The sequence below is a fragment of the Sphingomonas sp. genome (assembly GCF_031426035.1).
Classification (GTDB): Bacteria; Pseudomonadota; Alphaproteobacteria; order Sphingomonadales; family Sphingomonadaceae; genus Sphingomicrobium.
This window is the reverse complement of sequence record NZ_JANPKO010000007.1, coordinates 1-16,070: the sequence shown is the minus strand read 5'-3', so window position 1 is coordinate 16,070 and position 16,070 is coordinate 1. Positions and strand designations below refer to the sequence as shown.

Genomic DNA, 16,070 nt, shown 5'->3' with positions numbered 1-16,070 from the left:
GACCCGCTCGCGCCGTTACGCGATCGTCGGCGCTGCGGTGGTGTCGGCGGTGCTTACGCCGCCCGACGTCGTGTCGCAGCTGATGCTGCTCGTCCCGCTTTATGCGCTCTACGAACTGGCGATTCTTGCCATCCGCCTGACGCACTGGCGCGCGGCACGCTCAGCGGCGGCTCACGATGGAGAAGAAGGTGTGGAGGGGGCCCAGAAAAGTGAGGGCCCGGAAGCGCCACCGGGGGGGGGGAGGGTTGGCGGTTCCGGGCCCATGTAATCGGATAGCGAGAGCGGGGGGGCAAAAGGTCGCTATCCGAACTGCACAACGCGGCAAATTTGAAATGAGTTCCGGACCCTGTGAATATTTTTTACACAGGGCCGAAACGATCCCTGGAGCTGTTGTCTAGGCGGCTGGAAACACCGGCAAATCGACGCTGTACCGGCCGAGCTTTCGCTCGAGGTTTGAGCGCAGCTGCTTGGCGAGGCCGGCGACGATGCGCTCGAACTGGGCCTTCTCGGGGTCGCCGCTGTCGTCGTCGGGCACCAGGATCGGGCTGCTCACCCCCAACCGCGCGGTCAATTCGCTCGACCGGCGGAGCGAGATTTCGACCGGCTCCTGCGGACGGTTGAGCATGGCAAATTCGATGATCTCGGTGATCAGGAAGGCGATCGCCACGGCGACGTCCTGGGTGGTGTAGGTCGTTTCGAGGTCGAGCTCGATGGTCAGCGCGCGCGCCTGCTCAGGCGCCCCGGCGCGCAGTTCCGCGGTCAGCTCCGCGAGCAGGGGCCGCAGCGCGATCCCGCGGGACTCCTCCATCTCGGCGAAATGGTTGCGATGGACGATCGACAGCGCACCGACCCGTCGCCCGATTGCGGCGTAGGCGGCGCGCGCTTCGGGGGTGGCGGCGGAGCGGCCGTGGATGTTGAGCAGCGACGCCACCACCTGGAGGTTGTTCTTGACCCGGTGGTGGACCTCGCGGACCAGGCGCCGCTGGCCATCGAGCGCGCGCGCCATCTCGCACTCCGATTCCTCGATGCGCATCAGCCCGCGGGCGAAGGCATCGCGCAGCTCGCGGATCTCGGTTGCCGGGCCAAGCCGCGTGGGCAGGGTGTTGGCGCTTTCGCCGGGCCCGATCCGGGTCACCGCGCGCTCGAGCATCTTCAGCGGGCGGATCAGCACGCGGCTGACCAGCAGCCACGTAATCAACGCCGCCATCACCCACATCAGCAGCGGCAGCAGCAGCAGCAAGCGGTCAAGCGTCGTGAGGGTCGGCACGCGGCCCTCGATCTCTACCCGCAGCTGCTCGTTGCCGATCGTCCATTGGCTGACCGCCGCTTCGGTGCGCCTCGCTCCGCTGCGGTTGCGGTTGTGGATTTCCATTCGCCCGCTGCTGTCGCGCATGCTGAGCCCGTCGATCCCGTCGCCTGCCTCGAGCGCCGCCTCGCGCAGCTCGGCGACCGGGATGGTGGCGCTGGCCATGCCGCCGACCACGCCGACCCGGACGATCAGCGCGTCACGCCCGGGAGCGATCCGCAGTTCGATGGCGCCTGGCGCGACCAGCGGCAAGCTGCCGATGTCGCCGATTTCGCCGACCACGCACAACGGCGTGCCGTCGGGCGCGTCGAGCTCGAAGCGCTGAGCCACCGCGGGCGACGTGGCGAGCGATTGGCGGGCGGCGGCGCATGGGTCACGGGCACCGCTGGCAAACGCGCCGTTGGCGGCGATGCGCAGCGCCAGCGCATTACGCGCGATCAGGCTTTCGATGGCGCGATGCGCGGTGCGCGCCTGCTGCGTGGTGCGTTCCTTGAGCGCGGCGTTGGCCTCGCCGATGCCCTGTTGCGCGACCCACACCAGGGCCAGCCCGATCGGCAACAGCACCGCGGACAGGATCAGCAGCAGCTTGGCGGCGGTCGGCAGTGCGGCGAATCGTCGGCCCAGCGCGCTCACGATACCAGGGCGATCGTCGGGCTCGGCTCAGCTAAGCTTGCCGAGCAGGCTGAGAAAGTCGTCGGGGACGGATTCGCGCAGCGTGTCGTCATAGACCGAGCGCAGCGCACGGCCGACGTCGCCGGGGCGGACCTTGCCTTTTTTCTTGGCGACCGGAGCCTCCATTGGCGGGTTCTTCCGGTTCGCGGCGTTGCCAGTTCCGCGCTTTTGACTACCACTCAACCTCTCGTCCCCCCGTGCGCGGGTCACGCGCGCCTCGTCTACTGGCTCCGGCCCGAGGCGCAACGCCTTTTGGTGGACGACGGCGCTTCGATTACGCGTACCCGGCCAAGCCGCAGCGTCCCGACCGTATCGACGGGTTGCTATCCGAGCCTTTGCGGAAACCAAATCGCCGGTGCTTTGTTCCAACCAGCAAATGATAATCCCGGGGGCACTCATCGGATCGCCGCAGCAAGCTCTCCCGCACAGGGTTGCAACAAACCGGGCGCGCGCTCAAAGGGAGCGAAATCGCCTATAGTTCGGAGACAATTTGCTTATGTCGCTTGGCCAGGAACTCGCCCCGCACCTTCCCTTCCTGCGGCGTTACGCCCGCGCGCTGACCGGCAGCCAGACCCATGGCGACGCATTCGTCCGCGCCACGCTGGAAGCGATCGTCGCCGAGCCCGATGAATTCCCGCGCGACGTCGATCCCCGGCTCGGCCTGTACCGCACGTTCCACGCGATCTGGTCGACCGCCAACATCGAGGAAGGCGAGGAGCCGCAGAAGGACTTCGTCGGCGCCGAGGGCATCGCCCACGCCCGGCTGTCGCGGATCACGCCATTGTCGCGCCAGGCGCTGCTGCTGACCTCGCTCGAGGGCTTTTCGTCTGAGGACACTGCCTATCTGATCGGCGCCAGCCCCGAGGATGTCGACAGCCTGGTCGCCGAGGCGCTCGAGGAAATCGAGCGCCAGACGCTGGCCGACGTGCTGATCATCGAGGACGAGCCGATCATCGCGATGGACATTGAGACCATCGTCCGCGACCTCGGCCACAACGTCACCGGCGTCGCCGTGACGCGCGACGAGGCGGTGGCGCAGGCCCGCCAGCACCCGCCGGGGCTGGTCCTCGCCGACATCCAGCTGGCCGACGATTCGTCCGGGATCGACGCGGTCAAGGACATCCTCGCCGAATTCTCGGTGCCGGTGATCTTCATCACGGCCTTCCCCGAGCGGCTGCTGACCGGGACGCGGCCCGAGCCGACCTTCCTCATCACCAAGCCGTTCCAGCGCTCGACGGTCAAGGCGGCGATCGCCCAGGCGCTGTTCTTCGACGCGGCCACCGTCCCCGCCTGATCGCGCGAGAAGCCAGCGGAACAGGTGCCGCCACGCCGCGTTGGCGTGGCGGTGAACCGTAACAATCGAGGTATCAGTGGCAAATCCGCAGCACGAAGAGCATGTGACGACGACCGAGGCGCGGTCGGGCTCGACCCCGCACATGACCCGCTACGTGCTCGGCATCGGCCTCGTGCTGGTGATCGTGCTGTTCGCAGTGATATTGTTCGCCGCGGGCTGAGTGCCTAGATACTGTCGCAATCGACTATTAGGTGTTGGCTGCGCGGGTAAGCGGCTGCGCGCGACCTCCAATCGGGTGGGAATTAGTGTCCGAACAGGATGATACGCCCCTTGAGGTGCCCTTTGAGCCGACACCCTTGTCGGACGGCGAGTTCAAGGAACAGCTGGCGGCGGTGATCCCGCACCTGCGAGCGTTCGGCCGCTCGCTGTCGGGCAGCCGCGACCTCGCCGACGACCTCGTCCAAGAGACCTTGCTCAAGGCGTGGGCCGCCCGCCTGCGCTTCCAGGCCGGGACCAACATGCGCGCGTGGACCTTCATCATCCTCAGGAACCTGTTCTTGAGCCAGATGCGCCGCGCCCGCTTCAAGGGCGAGTGGGACGACATCACCGCGGCCAAGATCCTCGCCGCGCCGGCCAGCCAGGACCGCCACATCGAACTGGGCGACATGCAGCGCGCGCTGATGCATTTGCCGCAGCCGCAGCGCGAGGCGCTGATCCTGGTCGGCGCGGGCGGCTTTGCCTACGAAGAAGCGGCGGAAATCTGCGGCTGCGCCGTGGGTACCATCAAAAGCCGCGTGGCGCGCGGCCGGGTTGCGCTGGAAAGCCTGCTGACCGGCGGCAAGCTGCCCTCGCGCCGCCAGCACAAGACCGACCCCAACCAGTCGGCGCTGCAGAACATCATGGGGCAGGTCGACGACCTCAGCCGCGGCCGCTGACTATTCCTCCCCGGAACGGGGAGGGGGACCAGCGAAGCTGGTGGAGGGGTCGCTCGGAGGCTGGTCGGCCCCTCCGTCAGCACTTCGTGCTGCCACCTCCCCGTTCCGCGGGAGAATCAGTGCAATTTGCGCAGCAATTCCGCGAAGTCGCGCTCGCACGGCTCTGCCGCCGCCGCCGCGAAGGCGCGGCGCAGGGCGGCCGTGATGCCGGCGTGCACATCGGGCACATCAACCTGGATGATTCGACGATCCATGTGAATGTCCGGCGCCGCCACGGGGGTGGGCGATGACTTCATGTGCAATGAGAACGACCGAGTCCGCAGAGAGTTTCGTGCTCAACCGCTTTGGCGCTAGGTGGCGCGGATGAACAACGGCGCGATCGAACCGGCGCGGAGCAGCGCGATCGACCGCGCGCAGCGCTGCTCGCCATTCCTGCGCGAGGCGATAACGGCGCGGCCGGACCTGGCGCAGATGTTCGTGGCCGATGGCGCTGAGGCGGCGGCCGCGGCGGCGATCGCCGCCGGCGGCGACAGCGTCGATGTCGAGTTGCGCGTCCGCCGCCTCGGGCTGGCGCTGAGCGTCGCGCTCGGCGACCTCGCCGGGGAGTTGCCGCTCGAGCGGGTCACGGCGCTGCTGTCCGACTTCGCCGACGCGGCGATCGACCGCGCGCTGGGCGCCGCGCTGGCCGAGCGCGTGCCCGATGCGCCGCTCGCCGGGATCACCGTCATCGCGCTCGGCAAATTGGGCAGCCGCGAGCTCAATTACTCGTCCGATGTGGACCTGCTTGTGCTGTTCGACCCCGCCACCATGCCCCGCCGCGAGCGGGACGACGCGGGCGAGGCGGCGGTTCGGGTCGGCCGGCGGATGATCGAAATCCTCCAGCAACGCACCGCCGACGGCTATGTCGCGCGGGTCGATTTGCGCCTGCGCCCGTCGCCCGAGGTGACGCCGATCGTGCTCCCGCTCAACGCCGCGATTTCCTACTACGAATCGGCCGCTTTGCCGTGGGAGCGGGCGGCGTTCATCCGCGCCCGCGCCGCGGCCGGCGACATCGCGCTCGGCGAGCGCTTCATCGAGGCGATCCGGCCGTTCGTGTGGCGGCGCTCGGTCGATTTCGGGGCGATCGAGGAAATCCGCCAGATCAGCACCCGCATCCGCGACCATTATGCGCAGGTCCAGGCGTTCGGCGCGGGCTTCGACCTGAAGCGCGGGCGCGGCGGCATCCGCGAGGCGGAGTTCTTCACCCAGGTCCAGCAACTGGTCCACGGCGGCCGCGAACCCGCGCTGCGCGAGCCGGCGACGCTCGACGCTTTGGCCGCCCTGGCCGCGGCGGGGCGGCTCGAGCCCGACGTCGCGAAAGCGATCGGCGACGGCTACCGCCGCCTGCGCACGGTCGAGCACCGGGTGCAGATGATCGACGACCAGCAGACCCACCGCTTGCCGCTCGAGCCCGATGCGCTGGAGCAGGTTGCCGCGCTCGACGGGTTGGACAGCTCGACGGCGCTGATCGACAGCCTCGCGCCGCACGTCGAGGCGATCGGCACCTTGTTCGACGGGCTCGTCACCGAGTCGGGCGAAATCCTTTCCAACGACCCCGACATCTTGCGCAACGAGCTGGAAGAACTTGGCTTCGGCGATGCCGAGCAGCCGCTCCGGCGGATATCCGAATGGCGCTCGGGCAAGCCGCGTTCGCTGCGCTCGCCGGCGGCGCGCGCGGCGTTCGAGGCGATGCTGCCGACTCTGATGCGCGCGGTCGCCGCCGGGCCCGACCCCAACCATGCGCTCAACCGCTTCGCCGACATCGTCGACCGCCTGTCGAGCGGGGTCAATCTGTACCGCCTGCTCGAGGCGCGGCCGCAATTGGCCCGCCACCTGGCGCTGATCCTGACCCATGCCCCGCTGCTCGCCGACCAATTGGCGCGGCGCCCCGATTTGTTCGACGGGCTAATCGACGAATCCTCGTTCGCGCTGCCGCCCGAGCCTGCCGCGATGGCCGACAGATTGCGCAAGGCGATGGCCGGTGCGCCGTACGACCAGGCGCTCGACCGCGCTCGGCTGCTGATCAACGAGCGGCGCTTCGCGCTCGGGGCGCAGCTCGTCGCCGGCCACGCCGACGCGCTCGATGTTGCGCTTGGCTACAGCAATGTCGCCGAAGGCACGGTGGTCGCGCTGGCCGAGCTTGCCGCGCGCGAGTTCGCCGCGGCGCACGGGGTCATCAAGCACGCCGAATTGCTCATTCTCGGGCTCGGCCGGCTCGGCGGGCGGGCGCTGACCCACGCCTCGGACCTCGACATCATCTATCTGTTCGACGCGCCCGAGGGGGCGGTGTCGGAAGGGGCCAAGCCGTTGGGCGCGACCGATTATTTCAACCGCCTCGCCAACCGCGTGACCGCCGCGCTGAGCGTTCCGACCGCCGCCGGGCCGCTCTACGATGTCGACACCCGGCTGCGTCCGCAGGGCGCCAAGGGTATGCTCGCGGTGCCGCTCCACGGCTTCATCGACTATCAGCGCGACGAGGCGTGGACGTGGGAGCATATGGCGCTGTGCCGGGCGCGGCCGGTGTTCGGCTCGGCCAAGGGACAGGCCAAGCTAGCGGCAGCGGTCAAGTCGATCCTGTGCAAGCAGCGCGACTCCGCCACCGTGCGCGCCGACGCGGCCAAGATGCGCTCCGAGATGCTCCAGCACAAACCGCCATCGGGCCCGCTCGACATCAAATTGGGGCCGGGCGGGCTGGTCGACCTCGAGTTCGCCGTCCACACGCTGCAATTGATCCACCACGAGGGTCTCGACCCGCGGCTCGAATATGCCATTGCCGGGCTCGCCGAGGCCGATCTGATCGACCCCGCGTTCGACCCCGATTTGCGGCTGCTGAGCCGGATGCTGGTGGTGATGCGGCTGGTCTCGCCCGACGGCGGCGAGCCCGCCGGGCAATCGCGCGCGCTGACCGCGGCATTGTGCGGGCACGACGATTGGGACGCCTTGCTTGCGGCGCACGACGCGGCGCGGCACAGGATCGCGGACCTGTGGAACAAGGTGAAGGACACGGCATGATCGGCGAAGGCGAGCGCGCTCCGGCGCTGAAAGTGGAAACCAGCGGCGGGGAGACCATCGACCTCGCCGCGCCGGGGCGGCCGCTGGTGCTCTATTTCTACCCCAAGGACGACACCTCGGGCTGCACCCGCGAAGCGCAGGATTTCACTGCATTGGCGGGCGACTTCGCGGCGGCCGGGGCAGTGGTGGTGGGCGTGTCGCGCGACAGCATGGCCAAGCACGAAAAGTTCATCGGCAAGTATCGCCTGTCGGTGCCGCTCGCGGCGGACGAGGACGGGCGCATTTCGGACGCGTTCGGGACGTGGGTGCAAAAGTCGATGTACGGCCGCAAATATATGGGGATGGAGCGCGCGACCTTCCTGATCGGCGCCGATGGGAAGGTGCTCAGGGCGTGGCCCAAGGTCAAGGTCCCCGGCCACGCCAAGGAAGTGTTAGCCGCGCTGCCCCGCTAGATCGGCGCGGATGAAGGCGAGGATCGCCTGCGCTTGCCGCTCCGACGAGGGCAGCGGGGAATCGTCGACCGCATAGTCCATCGCGGCGCGCTGGAGCGGCTCGAAGCGCGGCTGGAGCGCCGCCGTTTGCGCCAGCGCGGGCCCGAGCTGGTCGGGCGCGTCGATAACCTGGCCGAGGTGCCAGTTAGCGTAGGCCGGATCGTCCTGCCACGCCACGCCGTGCGCGTTGACAAAAATGCATGGCCGCGGCTCGCGCAAGAATTCGTAGGTCTGGCTGCTGACGTCGCCGATGTAGACCGCCGCCGCCTGGGTGTAGGTCATGTCGATCGAGCGCACGCTGCCGCGGTCGATCAGCACATTGGGCGCGCTCAAGGCGATCTCGGGGCCGCCCTCCAATTTGACGTGAGGGGCGACGACGAAATTCCATTCGGGCAGCCGCTCCATCTCGCGGATGAGCTGCTCGCCGTGGGTGAACCAGCTCGACAGGCGCGGCTCGAAATGAGGGTTGTAGAGGACGATCGGGTTGTCGTTGGGGAACAATCGCTGCGTCGGTCGCACCAGTTCGAACTTGGCGTAGCCGCTGACGATGCAATCGGCGTCGGTGGCGTGGCCGACGTCGAGCAATTTCTGCTTGTCCTTGGCGCCGGCGACCAGCGTCAGGTCGAACAAATCGATGCGCGGGTCGAACACGCTGTCGCGGTCGCCCGCGCCATGACGGATTCGTATCATGCGCGCAGTGAAGCGCGGGTCGCGGCGCAGCGCGGTGCTGGTCGACTCGGTGGTCACGACATACGGATAGCGGCGGATCAGCCAGCCCCAGCGCTTGAGGATGCGCTTGCGCGGCGGCAGCGCGAACAGCCCGTCGGTGCGCGACGCGGGCATCCAGCGCAGCCGCAGGGTCCGCTCAGGGTCGTAGCCGCGGATGAACTTGAGCCCGGCCCAGCTCGGGCACAGCACATACACCCGCACGCCGGGCTCGCGCGCCAGGCGCAGCGCCGCGGGCAGCCAGTGGAGGTGCTGGTGGGCCTGCGCCAGCGCGAGGAATGCGATGTCGATCATCGGGCTCCGTCTTGGCGAGGCAGCCGCGCATCGTCCAGCGCGCAACGCCTCATTTGAAACCCCGCGGCGGGCATGTTAGCGGCCTTGCCAGTCGCAACAGGAGTGGCCGGTGGCCGAGTTCTCGCTTCCCAAGCACAGCAAGATCACCGCGGGCCGCACCTGGCAGGCGGGCGAGGGCAAGCGACTCAAGAGCTTCAGGGTCTACCGCTACGACCCCGACAGCGGCGCCAACCCGCGCTACGACAATTACACCATCGACCTCGACAGCTGCGGGCCGATGGTCCTCGACGCTCTCATCAAGATCAAGAACGAGATCGACCCGACCCTGACCTTCCGCCGCTCGTGCCGCGAGGGGATTTGCGGGTCGTGCTCGATGAACATGGACGGCCGCAACGGGCTCGCCTGCACCACCCCGATCGCCGCCATCAAGGGCGAGGTGAAGATCACGCCTTTGCCGCATATGGAGGTGGTCAAGGACCTCGTCCCCGACCTGACCCACGCCTACGCCCAATATGCCTCGATCCAGCCGTGGCTGAAGAGCGCGTCGCCGGCGCCGTCGGGCAAGGAGCGGCTCCAGGCGCCGGTCGACCGCGCCAAGCTCGACGGGCTGTACGAGTGCATCCTGTGCTTCTGCTGCTCGACCGGCTGCCCCAGCTACTGGTGGAATTCGGACAAATTCCTCGGCCCTGCGGTGCTGCTCCAGGCCTATCGCTGGCTGGTCGACAGCCGCGACGAGATGACCGGCGAGCGGCTCGACCAATTGGAGGACCCGTTCCGCCTCTACCGCTGCCACACCATCATGAACTGCGCCAACGTCTGCCCCAAGGGGCTCAATCCGGCCAAGGCGATCGCCGAGACCAAGAAATTGATCGCCGAGCGCGCCGCGTAATGGCGATCCCGAGCGGGGCCACGGAAGACCCCGATAATCCCGGCTGGTACACCTGGGGCGACATGCCCGCGGGATCGTTCGCGGCGGCGACCGGCAAGATCATCTTCCGCCCCGACGGCGAGCGCCGCGCGATCGTCCGCATGTTCCCGACCGAACAGCACCTGAACTTCGGCGGTTCGCTCCACGGCGGCGCGGTGATGAGCTTCATCGACATGGCCTTGTTCGGCGGCGGGCGCTGCGCCGGCATGGCCGAGGGGCATTATGTCACGCTCGACTGTGCCACCCGCTTCATCGGCCGCGGCCGCGCCGGGGTGCCGCTCGACGCGCATGTCGAGCTGATCGCGCAGACCCCGGGCGGGCATGTGTTCCTCGCCGGCACGTGTAGCCAGGACGGCGACACCAATTACAGCTTCTCGGGCACGCTCAAGCGGGTGCGGACGCCCAACGCGCCGAAATGAGCGGCCCGGTCGGCCGCGCTTATGCGGCGCTGGTCGCGGCCGGCGAGCTCAGGCCCGACCCGGCGCAGGAGCGCGCCGCCGCCGCGCTCGACCGGCTGGCGGCGGCGCTGTCCAAGAAGAACGGCCTGCTCGGCCGGCTGTTCGGCGATGACGCCGAGGGCCTCGCCGGCATCTACCTGTGGGGCGGGGTCGGGCGCGGCAAGTCGATGCTGATGGATTTGGGCTTCGAGCATATCCCCGTCGAGCCCAAGCGCCGCGTCCATTTTCATGCGTTCATGCTCGAGACCCACGCCCGGCTGCGCGAGGCGCGGGCGAGCGAGGACGGCGACCCGATCGAGGCGGTGGCGGAAACCATCGCCGGCGAGGCGCGGCTGCTGGCGTTCGATGAGATGGTCGTCAACAACCCCGCCGACGCGATGATCCTGTCGCGGCTGTTCGGCAAATTGGTCGAGCGCGGGGTGAAAGTGATCGCCACCTCCAACCGCCCGCCCGCCGACCTCTATAAGGACGGCCTCAACCGCGAGCTGTTCCTGCCGTTCATCGCGTTGCTCGAGGGCGGCTTCGAGGTCGTCCCGGTCGACGGCCCGACCGACTACCGCCTTGACCGACTCGAAGGGGTCGCGGTGTGGCACGTCCCCAACGGCCCCGCCTCCTCCGCGGCATTGAGCGAGGCCTTTTTCAAGCTCACCGACTATCCGGTCGAGGACCGCGCCAAGGTGCCGACCGAGGAATTGCCGGTGCCCGGCGGGCGCACCCTGCATGTCCCCAAGTCGTTGAAGGGCGTCGCGGTATTCTCGTTCAAGCGGTTGTGCGGCGAGCCGCGCGGCGCCGCCGATTACCTCGCCATCGCCCAGCGCTTCCACACCGTGATCATGGTCGGCATTCCGGTCATGACGCGCGAGATGCGCAACGAGGCAGCGCGCTTCGTGACGCTGATCGACGTGCTCTACGAGCACCGGGTCAAACTGCTCGCCGCCGCCGACGCCGAGCCCGCCGGCCTCTATCCGTCGGGCGACGGCAGCTTCGAGTTCCAGCGCACCGTCAGCCGTCTCGAGGAAATGCAGAGCGCGGCCTATCTTGCCGAGGGCCACGGCGCCGCCTAGCCTCGCGACCAAAGGGGACGCCAATGCTGCTCAGATCGATGTTGCTCGCCACGCTCGCACTCGCCGCGCCGGCCGCCGCGCAGGACGACGCCCGCCGCCAGGCCGAGCGCAACCTGTTCGAGCGGGTCGTCGAAATCCCCACCGTCGCCGGGCGCACCGCCGAGTTCCGCAAGCTCACCGCATTGCTGACCGCCGAATTCCGCAAGGCCGGGATCACCGACGTCAAGGTCAAGGACCACGACAACACCCAGACGCTGATCGCGCGCTGGCCGGCGGCCAGGCCGTCGGGCAAAAAGCCGATCCTGCTGATGGCGCACATGGACGTGGTCGAGGCCAAGGCGTCCGACTGGCAGAACCCGCCGTTCGAGTTCCGCGAGAAAGACGGCCATTACCTCGGACGCGGCGCTGCCGACAACAAGGGCGAGCTGGTCGGGGTCGTCCTCGCACTGCAGGAATTGAAGCGCCAGGGCTTCCAGCCGACGCGCGACATCATCGTGCTGTTCACCGGCGACGAAGAAACCATGATGCACGGCGCGCGCCGCGCGGCGAGCGAATGGAAGCCGCTGATCGACGCCGAATATGGGCTCAATTTCGACGGCGGCGGGGGGTCGGTGTTCAAGGACGGCCGCGCAGAGGGTTTCTATTTGCAGGTCGCCGAGAAGACCTATGCCGACTACAAACTGGTCGCGACCAACCGCGGCGGGCACAGCTCGGCGCCGCGCCCGGACAATGCAATCTACGCGCTGGCCGGCGCCTTGAAGGCGATCGAGGCCTACCGCTTCGAGCCGATGATCAACGACGCCACGCGCGGCTCGTTCACCCAGGCCGCGGCCAACGATCCCGGCCAGTATGGCGAGCTGGTCAAGCTGTTCCTCGCTAACCCCAAGGACCGCGAAAGCGCCGATTTGCTGGAGGCGATCGACATCGGCCAGACCCGCACCCGCTGCGTCGCCACCATGCTGTCGGGCGGCCACGCCCCCAACGCGCTGCCGCAGCGCGCCGAGGCCAATGTCAATTGCCGCATCTTCCCCGGGGTCAAGATCGAGGTCGTGCGCCAGCAATTGCAGGCGCTCGCCGGCCCCGACGTCGCGGTCACCACCATCCAAGAATCGACCACGCCCGAAACCGCGCCTTCGCCGCTTCGCGAGGACGTCACCGAGGCATTCCGCGCCGCGGTCCACACGCGCTTTCCCAAGGCGCCGATCATCCCCTACCAGTCGGCCGGGGCGACCGACGGCTCGTACCTTCGCGCCGCCGGGATTCCGGTCTACGGCGTGAGCGGGACTTGGGGGCTGGTCGGCGAGAAAAGCGGATCGCACGGGCTTGACGAGAAACTGTTGATCGAAGGCTTCCACGGCCAGGTTCCGATCACCGTAGACCTGCTCCGCCGCTTGGCCGGCAATTGAGCCGAGCGATCGCCGAACCGACACCTTTCAGGAGACTCATGATGCGCCATTTCGCGACTGCTTTCCTCGCTTGCTGCGCGGTGCCGGCGATGGCTGCCGCCAACCCGGTCGCACAGCCCACCAAGCTCTCGCCCGAGTGGCAGCAGCGCACCCGCGCGATGTTCGAGACGGCGATCGAGATTCCGACCGTCGCGGGGCGCAACCAGATGCCCAAGATGGCCGATTATCTCGCTTCCGCGCTCAAGCAGGCCGGCATTCCCGCCGAGGACATCAACATCATCCCGCATGACGGCCCGGCCGGCGACAAGACGGTATCGTTCATTGCCCGCTGGCGCGGCACCGGCGGCGCCAACGGACCCAAGCCGATCCTCGTCATGGCCCACATGGACGTGGTCGAGGCCAAGCGCGCCGACTGGAAGCAGGACCCGTTCGAGTTCATCGAGCGCGACGGCTATTTCTACGGGCGCGGCACCAGCGACGACAAGCAGGGCGTGATCGCGACCACTGCCGCACTCCTCAAGCTCAAGGCCGACGGCTTCAAGCCCACGCGCGACATCATCCTGTTCTTCACCGGCGATGAGGAAACCCAGATGAACGGGGCGCGATTGGGCGCGGTCGACTGGCGTAAGCTGACCGACGCCGAGTTCGCCCTGAACGCCGACGGCGGCGGCGGTGCCTACACCCGCGCCGGCGCGCCGCTCGGCTTTGGGCTGCAGACCGCCGAGAAGATTTTCCAGTCGTACCATTTCACCGCGACCAACCGTGGCGGGCATTCGAGCCGCCCGCGCCCCGACAATGCGATCTATGAATTGTCGGCGGCGCTGACCAAGCTCCAGGGGCACCGCTTCACCCCGATGCTCAACGAGACCACGCGCGCTTACTTCACCGAGCGCGCCAAGCAGGAAGGGGCGAGCGAACTGGGCAATGCGATGCGCGCGTGGCTGGCCAACCCCAACGACGGCGCGGCGGCCGACGCGGTCGAGAACAATGAACTCGAGACCGGGATCACCCGCACCCGCTGCGTGGCGACCATGCTCGAGGGCGGCCATGCCCAGAACGCGCTGCCGCAAAAAGCCCAGGCGACGGTCAATTGCCGGATCATGCCGGGGGTCGACCCGAAGACCGTCGAGGCCGAACTCAAGTCGATCGCCGGGGCGGGCATCGCGGTTACGCCATTCCCCGACCAGGGCCGGCTGACCCCCGCCTCGCCGCTGCGGCCGGACGTGGTCAAGGCCTACACCGAGGCGGTCCACGCGCTGCACGGGGCGGCGATGCCGATCATCCCGCAGATGTCGACCGGCGCCACCGACGGCTCGTGGTTCCGCGCCAACGGCATCCCGACCTACGGCGTCGATGGCTCGTGGGGCATCTCCCCCGACGACGAGCGCGCCCACGGCCTCGACGAGCGCCTCCCGGTGCGCGCGATGTACGACAATGTCGTGCACTGGGAGATGATGCTCAAGGCGCTCGCGGGGAAGTAAGGGCGAACCTCAAACGCGCATAAGGAAAGGGCCGGGGGATTGCTCCTCCGGCCCTTCTCTTGTGCCTGATCGGCCGGGTGGCGGGACTTGTTAGAAGTCCATGCCGCCCATGCCGCCCATGCCGCCGCCGCCCATCGGCATCGCCGGCTTGTCGTCGGGCATTTCGCTGACCGCCGCTTCGGTGGTGATCAGCAGGCCGGCGACCGAGGCCGCGTCCTGCAGCGCGGTCCGCACGACCTTGGTCGGGTCGATCACGCCGGCCTGGACGAGGTTCTCGTAGATCTCGGTCTGGGCGTTGAAGCCCTGCGTCGGGTCGTTGCCCTCGAGCAATTTGCCCGAGATCACCGCGCCGTCATGGCCGGCATTCGACGCGATCTGGCGGACCGGCGAGTACAGCGCCTTGCGGACGATATCGATGCCGCGGGTCTGGTCGTCGTTGCCGCCCTTCATGCCCTCGAGCGCCTTGGTCGCGTACAGCAACGCCGTGCCGCCGCCGGGGACGATGCCCTCTTCGACGGCCGCGCGGGTGGCATGGAGCGCGTCGTCGACGCGGTCCTTGCGCTCCTTGACCTCGACTTCGGTCGAACCGCCGACCTTGATCACGGCAACCCCGCCGGCGAGCTTGGCAAGGCGCTCCTGGAGCTTCTCCTTGTCATAGTCGCTGGTGGTGTTCTCGATCTGCTGGCGGATCGCCTCGGTGCGGCCCTTGATGTTGTCGCTGGTGCCGGCGCCGTCGACGATGGTGGTGTTGTCCTTGTCGATGGTGACGCGCTTGGCGGTGCCGAGCATCTGCACCGTGACGTTCTCGAGCTTGATCCCGAGATCTTCCGAGATCATCTCGCCGCCGGTGAGGATCGCGATGTCCTCGAGCATTGCCTTGCGGCGATCGCCGAAGCCGGGCGCCTTGACCGCCGCGACCTTGAGGCCGCCGCGCAGCTTGTTGACGACCAGCGTGGCGAGCGCCTCGCCCTCGATGTCCTCGGCGATAATCAGCAGCGGACGACCCGACTGGACCACCGATTCAAGGATCGGCAGCATGGCCTGGAGGTTGCTGAGCTTCTTCTCGTGGATCAGGATGTAGGGGTCTTGCAGCTCGACCGACATCTTCTCCGGGTTGGTGATGAAGTAGGGCGACAGATAGCCGCGGTCGAACTGCATGCCTTCGACGACATCCAGCTCGAACTCGAGGCCCTTGGCCTCCTCGACGGTGATCACGCCTTCCTTGCCGACCTTGTCCATCGCCTCGGCGATCTTCTCGCCGACGATGGTGTCGCCGTTGGCGGCGATGCTGCCGACCTGGGCGATCTCGTTGGAGCCGCTGACCGGCTTCGAGCGCGCCTTGAGATCCTCGACGACCTTGGTCACGGCGAGATCGATGCCGCGCTTCAAGTCCATCGGGTTCATGCCGGCCGCGACCGACTTCATGCCCTCGCGGACGATCGCCTGGGCGAGCACGGTGGCGGTGGTGGTGCCGTCGCCGGCGATGTCGTTGGTCTTGGACGCCACTTCACGCAACATCTGCGCGCCCATGTTTTCGAACTTGTCCTTGAGCTCGATCTCCTTGGCGACGGTGACGCCGTCCTTGGTGATGCGCGGCGCGCCGTAGCTCTTGTCGATCACGACGTTGCGGCCCTTGGGGCCCAAGGTCACCTTGACCGCGTCGGCGAGGATGTCGACGCCGCGCAGAATGCGCTCACGCGCGTCGCGGCTGAATTTCACGTCTTTGGCTGCCATCTGGCTACCCTTTCAATTGAGAAAAACGGTTACGAATCTGAAGTCAGCCGACGATCCCGAGGATGTCGCTTTCCTTCATGATGATGAGGTCTTCGCCATCGACCTTGACCTCGGTGCCCGACCATTTGCCGAACAGGATCTTGTCGCCGGCCTTGACCTCGAGCGGATGGACGGTGCCCTGCTCGTTGCGGGCGCCGGTGCCGACCGAGATGACTTCGCCTTCCTGCGGC

General features: G+C 67.9%; 16 protein-coding genes and 1 pseudogene. 11 read left to right on the top strand and 6 right to left on the bottom strand.

Annotated elements, in window-relative coordinates:
* Positions 1-268: twin-arginine translocase subunit TatC (locus RMP08_RS00800; protein WP_310467040.1), on the top strand; the 268-nt coding region annotated here is incomplete at its 5' end.
* Positions 269-394: 126 nt separating this feature from the next.
* Here RMP08_RS00800 and RMP08_RS00795 read toward each other — a convergent pair.
* Both RMP08_RS00795 and RMP08_RS00790 read right to left on the bottom strand, forming a co-directional pair.
* Entirely contained in the window at positions 395-1,939 is a 1,545-nt protein-coding gene (locus RMP08_RS00795) for a histidine kinase dimerization/phosphoacceptor domain -containing protein (protein WP_310467039.1), read from the bottom strand.
* Between the two features lie 27 nt (positions 1,940-1,966).
* Complete coding sequence (locus tag RMP08_RS00790) at positions 1,967-2,104, bottom strand: NepR family anti-sigma factor (RefSeq protein WP_310467038.1); 138 nt, start codon at positions 2,102-2,104, stop codon at positions 1,967-1,969.
* Positions 2,105-2,474: 370 nt separating this feature from the next.
* Between RMP08_RS00790 and RMP08_RS00785 the strand changes: the two genes are divergently transcribed.
* From RMP08_RS00785 to RMP08_RS00775, 3 genes are all read left to right on the top strand, one after another.
* Positions 2,475-3,272 carry a response regulator gene (locus RMP08_RS00785; RefSeq protein ID WP_310467041.1) on the top strand — a complete coding sequence of 266 codons (798 nt, stop codon included), beginning with the start codon at positions 2,475-2,477 and terminating at the stop codon, positions 3,270-3,272.
* 76 nt (positions 3,273-3,348) lie between these two features.
* Entirely contained in the window at positions 3,349-3,492 is a 144-nt protein-coding gene (locus RMP08_RS00780) for a hypothetical protein (protein WP_310467037.1), read from the top strand.
* An 85-nt stretch (positions 3,493-3,577) separates the two neighbouring features.
* Positions 3,578-4,207, top strand: coding sequence for a sigma-70 family RNA polymerase sigma factor (locus RMP08_RS00775; RefSeq protein WP_310467036.1), 630 nt, complete (start codon positions 3,578-3,580; stop codon positions 4,205-4,207).
* Positions 4,208-4,323: 116 nt separating this feature from the next.
* Here RMP08_RS00775 and RMP08_RS00770 read toward each other — a convergent pair whose 3' ends face one another.
* The gene (locus RMP08_RS00770) at positions 4,324-4,482 is read right to left on the bottom strand and encodes a hypothetical protein (protein ID WP_310467035.1); all 159 of its coding nucleotides are present in this window, start codon (positions 4,480-4,482) and stop codon (positions 4,324-4,326) included.
* Between the two features lie 88 nt (positions 4,483-4,570).
* Here RMP08_RS00770 and RMP08_RS00765 point away from each other — a divergent pair, with 88 nt between their 5' ends.
* Positions 4,571-7,258, top strand: a complete 2,688-nt coding sequence (locus RMP08_RS00765) for a bifunctional [glutamine synthetase] adenylyltransferase/[glutamine synthetase]-adenylyl-L-tyrosine phosphorylase (protein ID WP_310467034.1) — start codon at positions 4,571-4,573, stop codon at positions 7,256-7,258.
* Positions 7,255-7,710: a peroxiredoxin gene (locus RMP08_RS00760; RefSeq protein WP_310467033.1), complete on the top strand. Its 456-nt coding sequence runs from the start codon at positions 7,255-7,257 to the stop codon at positions 7,708-7,710. Before RMP08_RS00765 ends, RMP08_RS00760 begins: the two co-directional genes overlap by 4 nt.
* On the opposite strand, the gene RMP08_RS00755 is transcribed toward RMP08_RS00760, so the two are convergent.
* Positions 7,690-8,769, bottom strand: a complete 1,080-nt coding sequence (locus RMP08_RS00755; RefSeq protein ID WP_310467032.1) for a glycosyl transferase — start codon at positions 8,767-8,769, stop codon at positions 7,690-7,692. The two genes, RMP08_RS00760 and RMP08_RS00755, sit on opposite strands and share 21 nt — an antisense overlap.
* Before the next feature lie 109 nt (positions 8,770-8,878).
* Between RMP08_RS00755 and RMP08_RS00750 the strand changes: the two genes are divergently transcribed.
* From RMP08_RS00750 to RMP08_RS00730, 5 genes are read left to right on the top strand one after another with little or no spacing between them, the layout of a single operon-like run.
* Entirely contained in the window at positions 8,879-9,658 is a 780-nt protein-coding gene (locus RMP08_RS00750) for a succinate dehydrogenase iron-sulfur subunit (RefSeq protein WP_310467031.1), read from the top strand.
* Complete coding sequence (locus tag RMP08_RS00745; RefSeq protein WP_310467030.1) at positions 9,658-10,116, top strand: PaaI family thioesterase; 459 nt, start codon at positions 9,658-9,660, stop codon at positions 10,114-10,116. Before RMP08_RS00750 ends, RMP08_RS00745 begins: the two co-directional genes overlap by 1 nt.
* Positions 10,113-11,219 carry a cell division protein ZapE gene (gene zapE / locus RMP08_RS00740; RefSeq protein WP_310467029.1) on the top strand — a complete coding sequence of 369 codons (1,107 nt, stop codon included), beginning with the start codon at positions 10,113-10,115 and terminating at the stop codon, positions 11,217-11,219. Before RMP08_RS00745 ends, zapE begins: the two co-directional genes overlap by 4 nt.
* Before the next feature lie 23 nt (positions 11,220-11,242).
* Positions 11,243-12,625: a M20/M25/M40 family metallo-hydrolase gene (locus RMP08_RS00735; RefSeq protein ID WP_310467028.1), complete on the top strand. Its 1,383-nt coding sequence runs from the start codon at positions 11,243-11,245 to the stop codon at positions 12,623-12,625.
* Between the two features lie 41 nt (positions 12,626-12,666).
* A complete protein-coding gene (locus RMP08_RS00730; RefSeq protein WP_310467027.1) occupies positions 12,667-14,106 on the top strand; it encodes a M20/M25/M40 family metallo-hydrolase in 1,440 nt (479 codons plus the stop codon).
* Between the two features lie 90 nt (positions 14,107-14,196).
* Here RMP08_RS00730 and groL read toward each other — a convergent pair whose 3' ends face one another.
* Together groL and RMP08_RS00720 are read right to left on the bottom strand one after the other, a co-directional pair.
* Positions 14,197-15,840 carry a chaperonin GroEL gene (groL, locus tag RMP08_RS00725; protein WP_310467026.1) on the bottom strand — a complete coding sequence of 548 codons (1,644 nt, stop codon included), beginning with the start codon at positions 15,838-15,840 and terminating at the stop codon, positions 14,197-14,199.
* Positions 15,841-15,883: 43 nt separating this feature from the next.
* Positions 15,884-16,070: pseudogene (locus RMP08_RS00720) on the bottom strand (co-chaperone GroES); the annotation flags it as partial.

What these genes read in the sequence shown, in the direction of transcription:
- RMP08_RS00790 (WP_310467038.1), bottom strand. Translation starts at nt 2,104, where the DNA reads ATGGAGGCTCCGGTCGCCAAGAAAAAAGGCAAGGTCCGCCCCGGCGAC.
- RMP08_RS00785 (WP_310467041.1), top strand. Translation starts at nt 2,475, where the DNA reads ATGTCGCTTGGCCAGGAACTCGCCCCGCACCTTCCCTTCCTGCGGCGT.
- RMP08_RS00765 (WP_310467034.1), top strand. Translation starts at nt 4,571, where the DNA reads ATGAACAACGGCGCGATCGAACCGGCGCGGAGCAGCGCGATCGACCGC.
- RMP08_RS00760 (WP_310467033.1), top strand. Translation starts at nt 7,255, where the DNA reads ATGATCGGCGAAGGCGAGCGCGCTCCGGCGCTGAAAGTGGAAACCAGC.
- RMP08_RS00755 (WP_310467032.1), bottom strand. Translation starts at nt 8,769, where the DNA reads ATGATCGACATCGCATTCCTCGCGCTGGCGCAGGCCCACCAGCACCTC.
- RMP08_RS00745 (WP_310467030.1), top strand. Translation starts at nt 9,658, where the DNA reads ATGGCGATCCCGAGCGGGGCCACGGAAGACCCCGATAATCCCGGCTGG.
- zapE (WP_310467029.1), top strand. Translation starts at nt 10,113, where the DNA reads ATGAGCGGCCCGGTCGGCCGCGCTTATGCGGCGCTGGTCGCGGCCGGC.
- RMP08_RS00735 (WP_310467028.1), top strand. Translation starts at nt 11,243, where the DNA reads ATGCTGCTCAGATCGATGTTGCTCGCCACGCTCGCACTCGCCGCGCCG.
- RMP08_RS00730 (WP_310467027.1), top strand. Translation starts at nt 12,667, where the DNA reads ATGCGCCATTTCGCGACTGCTTTCCTCGCTTGCTGCGCGGTGCCGGCG.
- groL (WP_310467026.1), bottom strand. Translation starts at nt 15,840, where the DNA reads ATGGCAGCCAAAGACGTGAAATTCAGCCGCGACGCGCGTGAGCGCATT.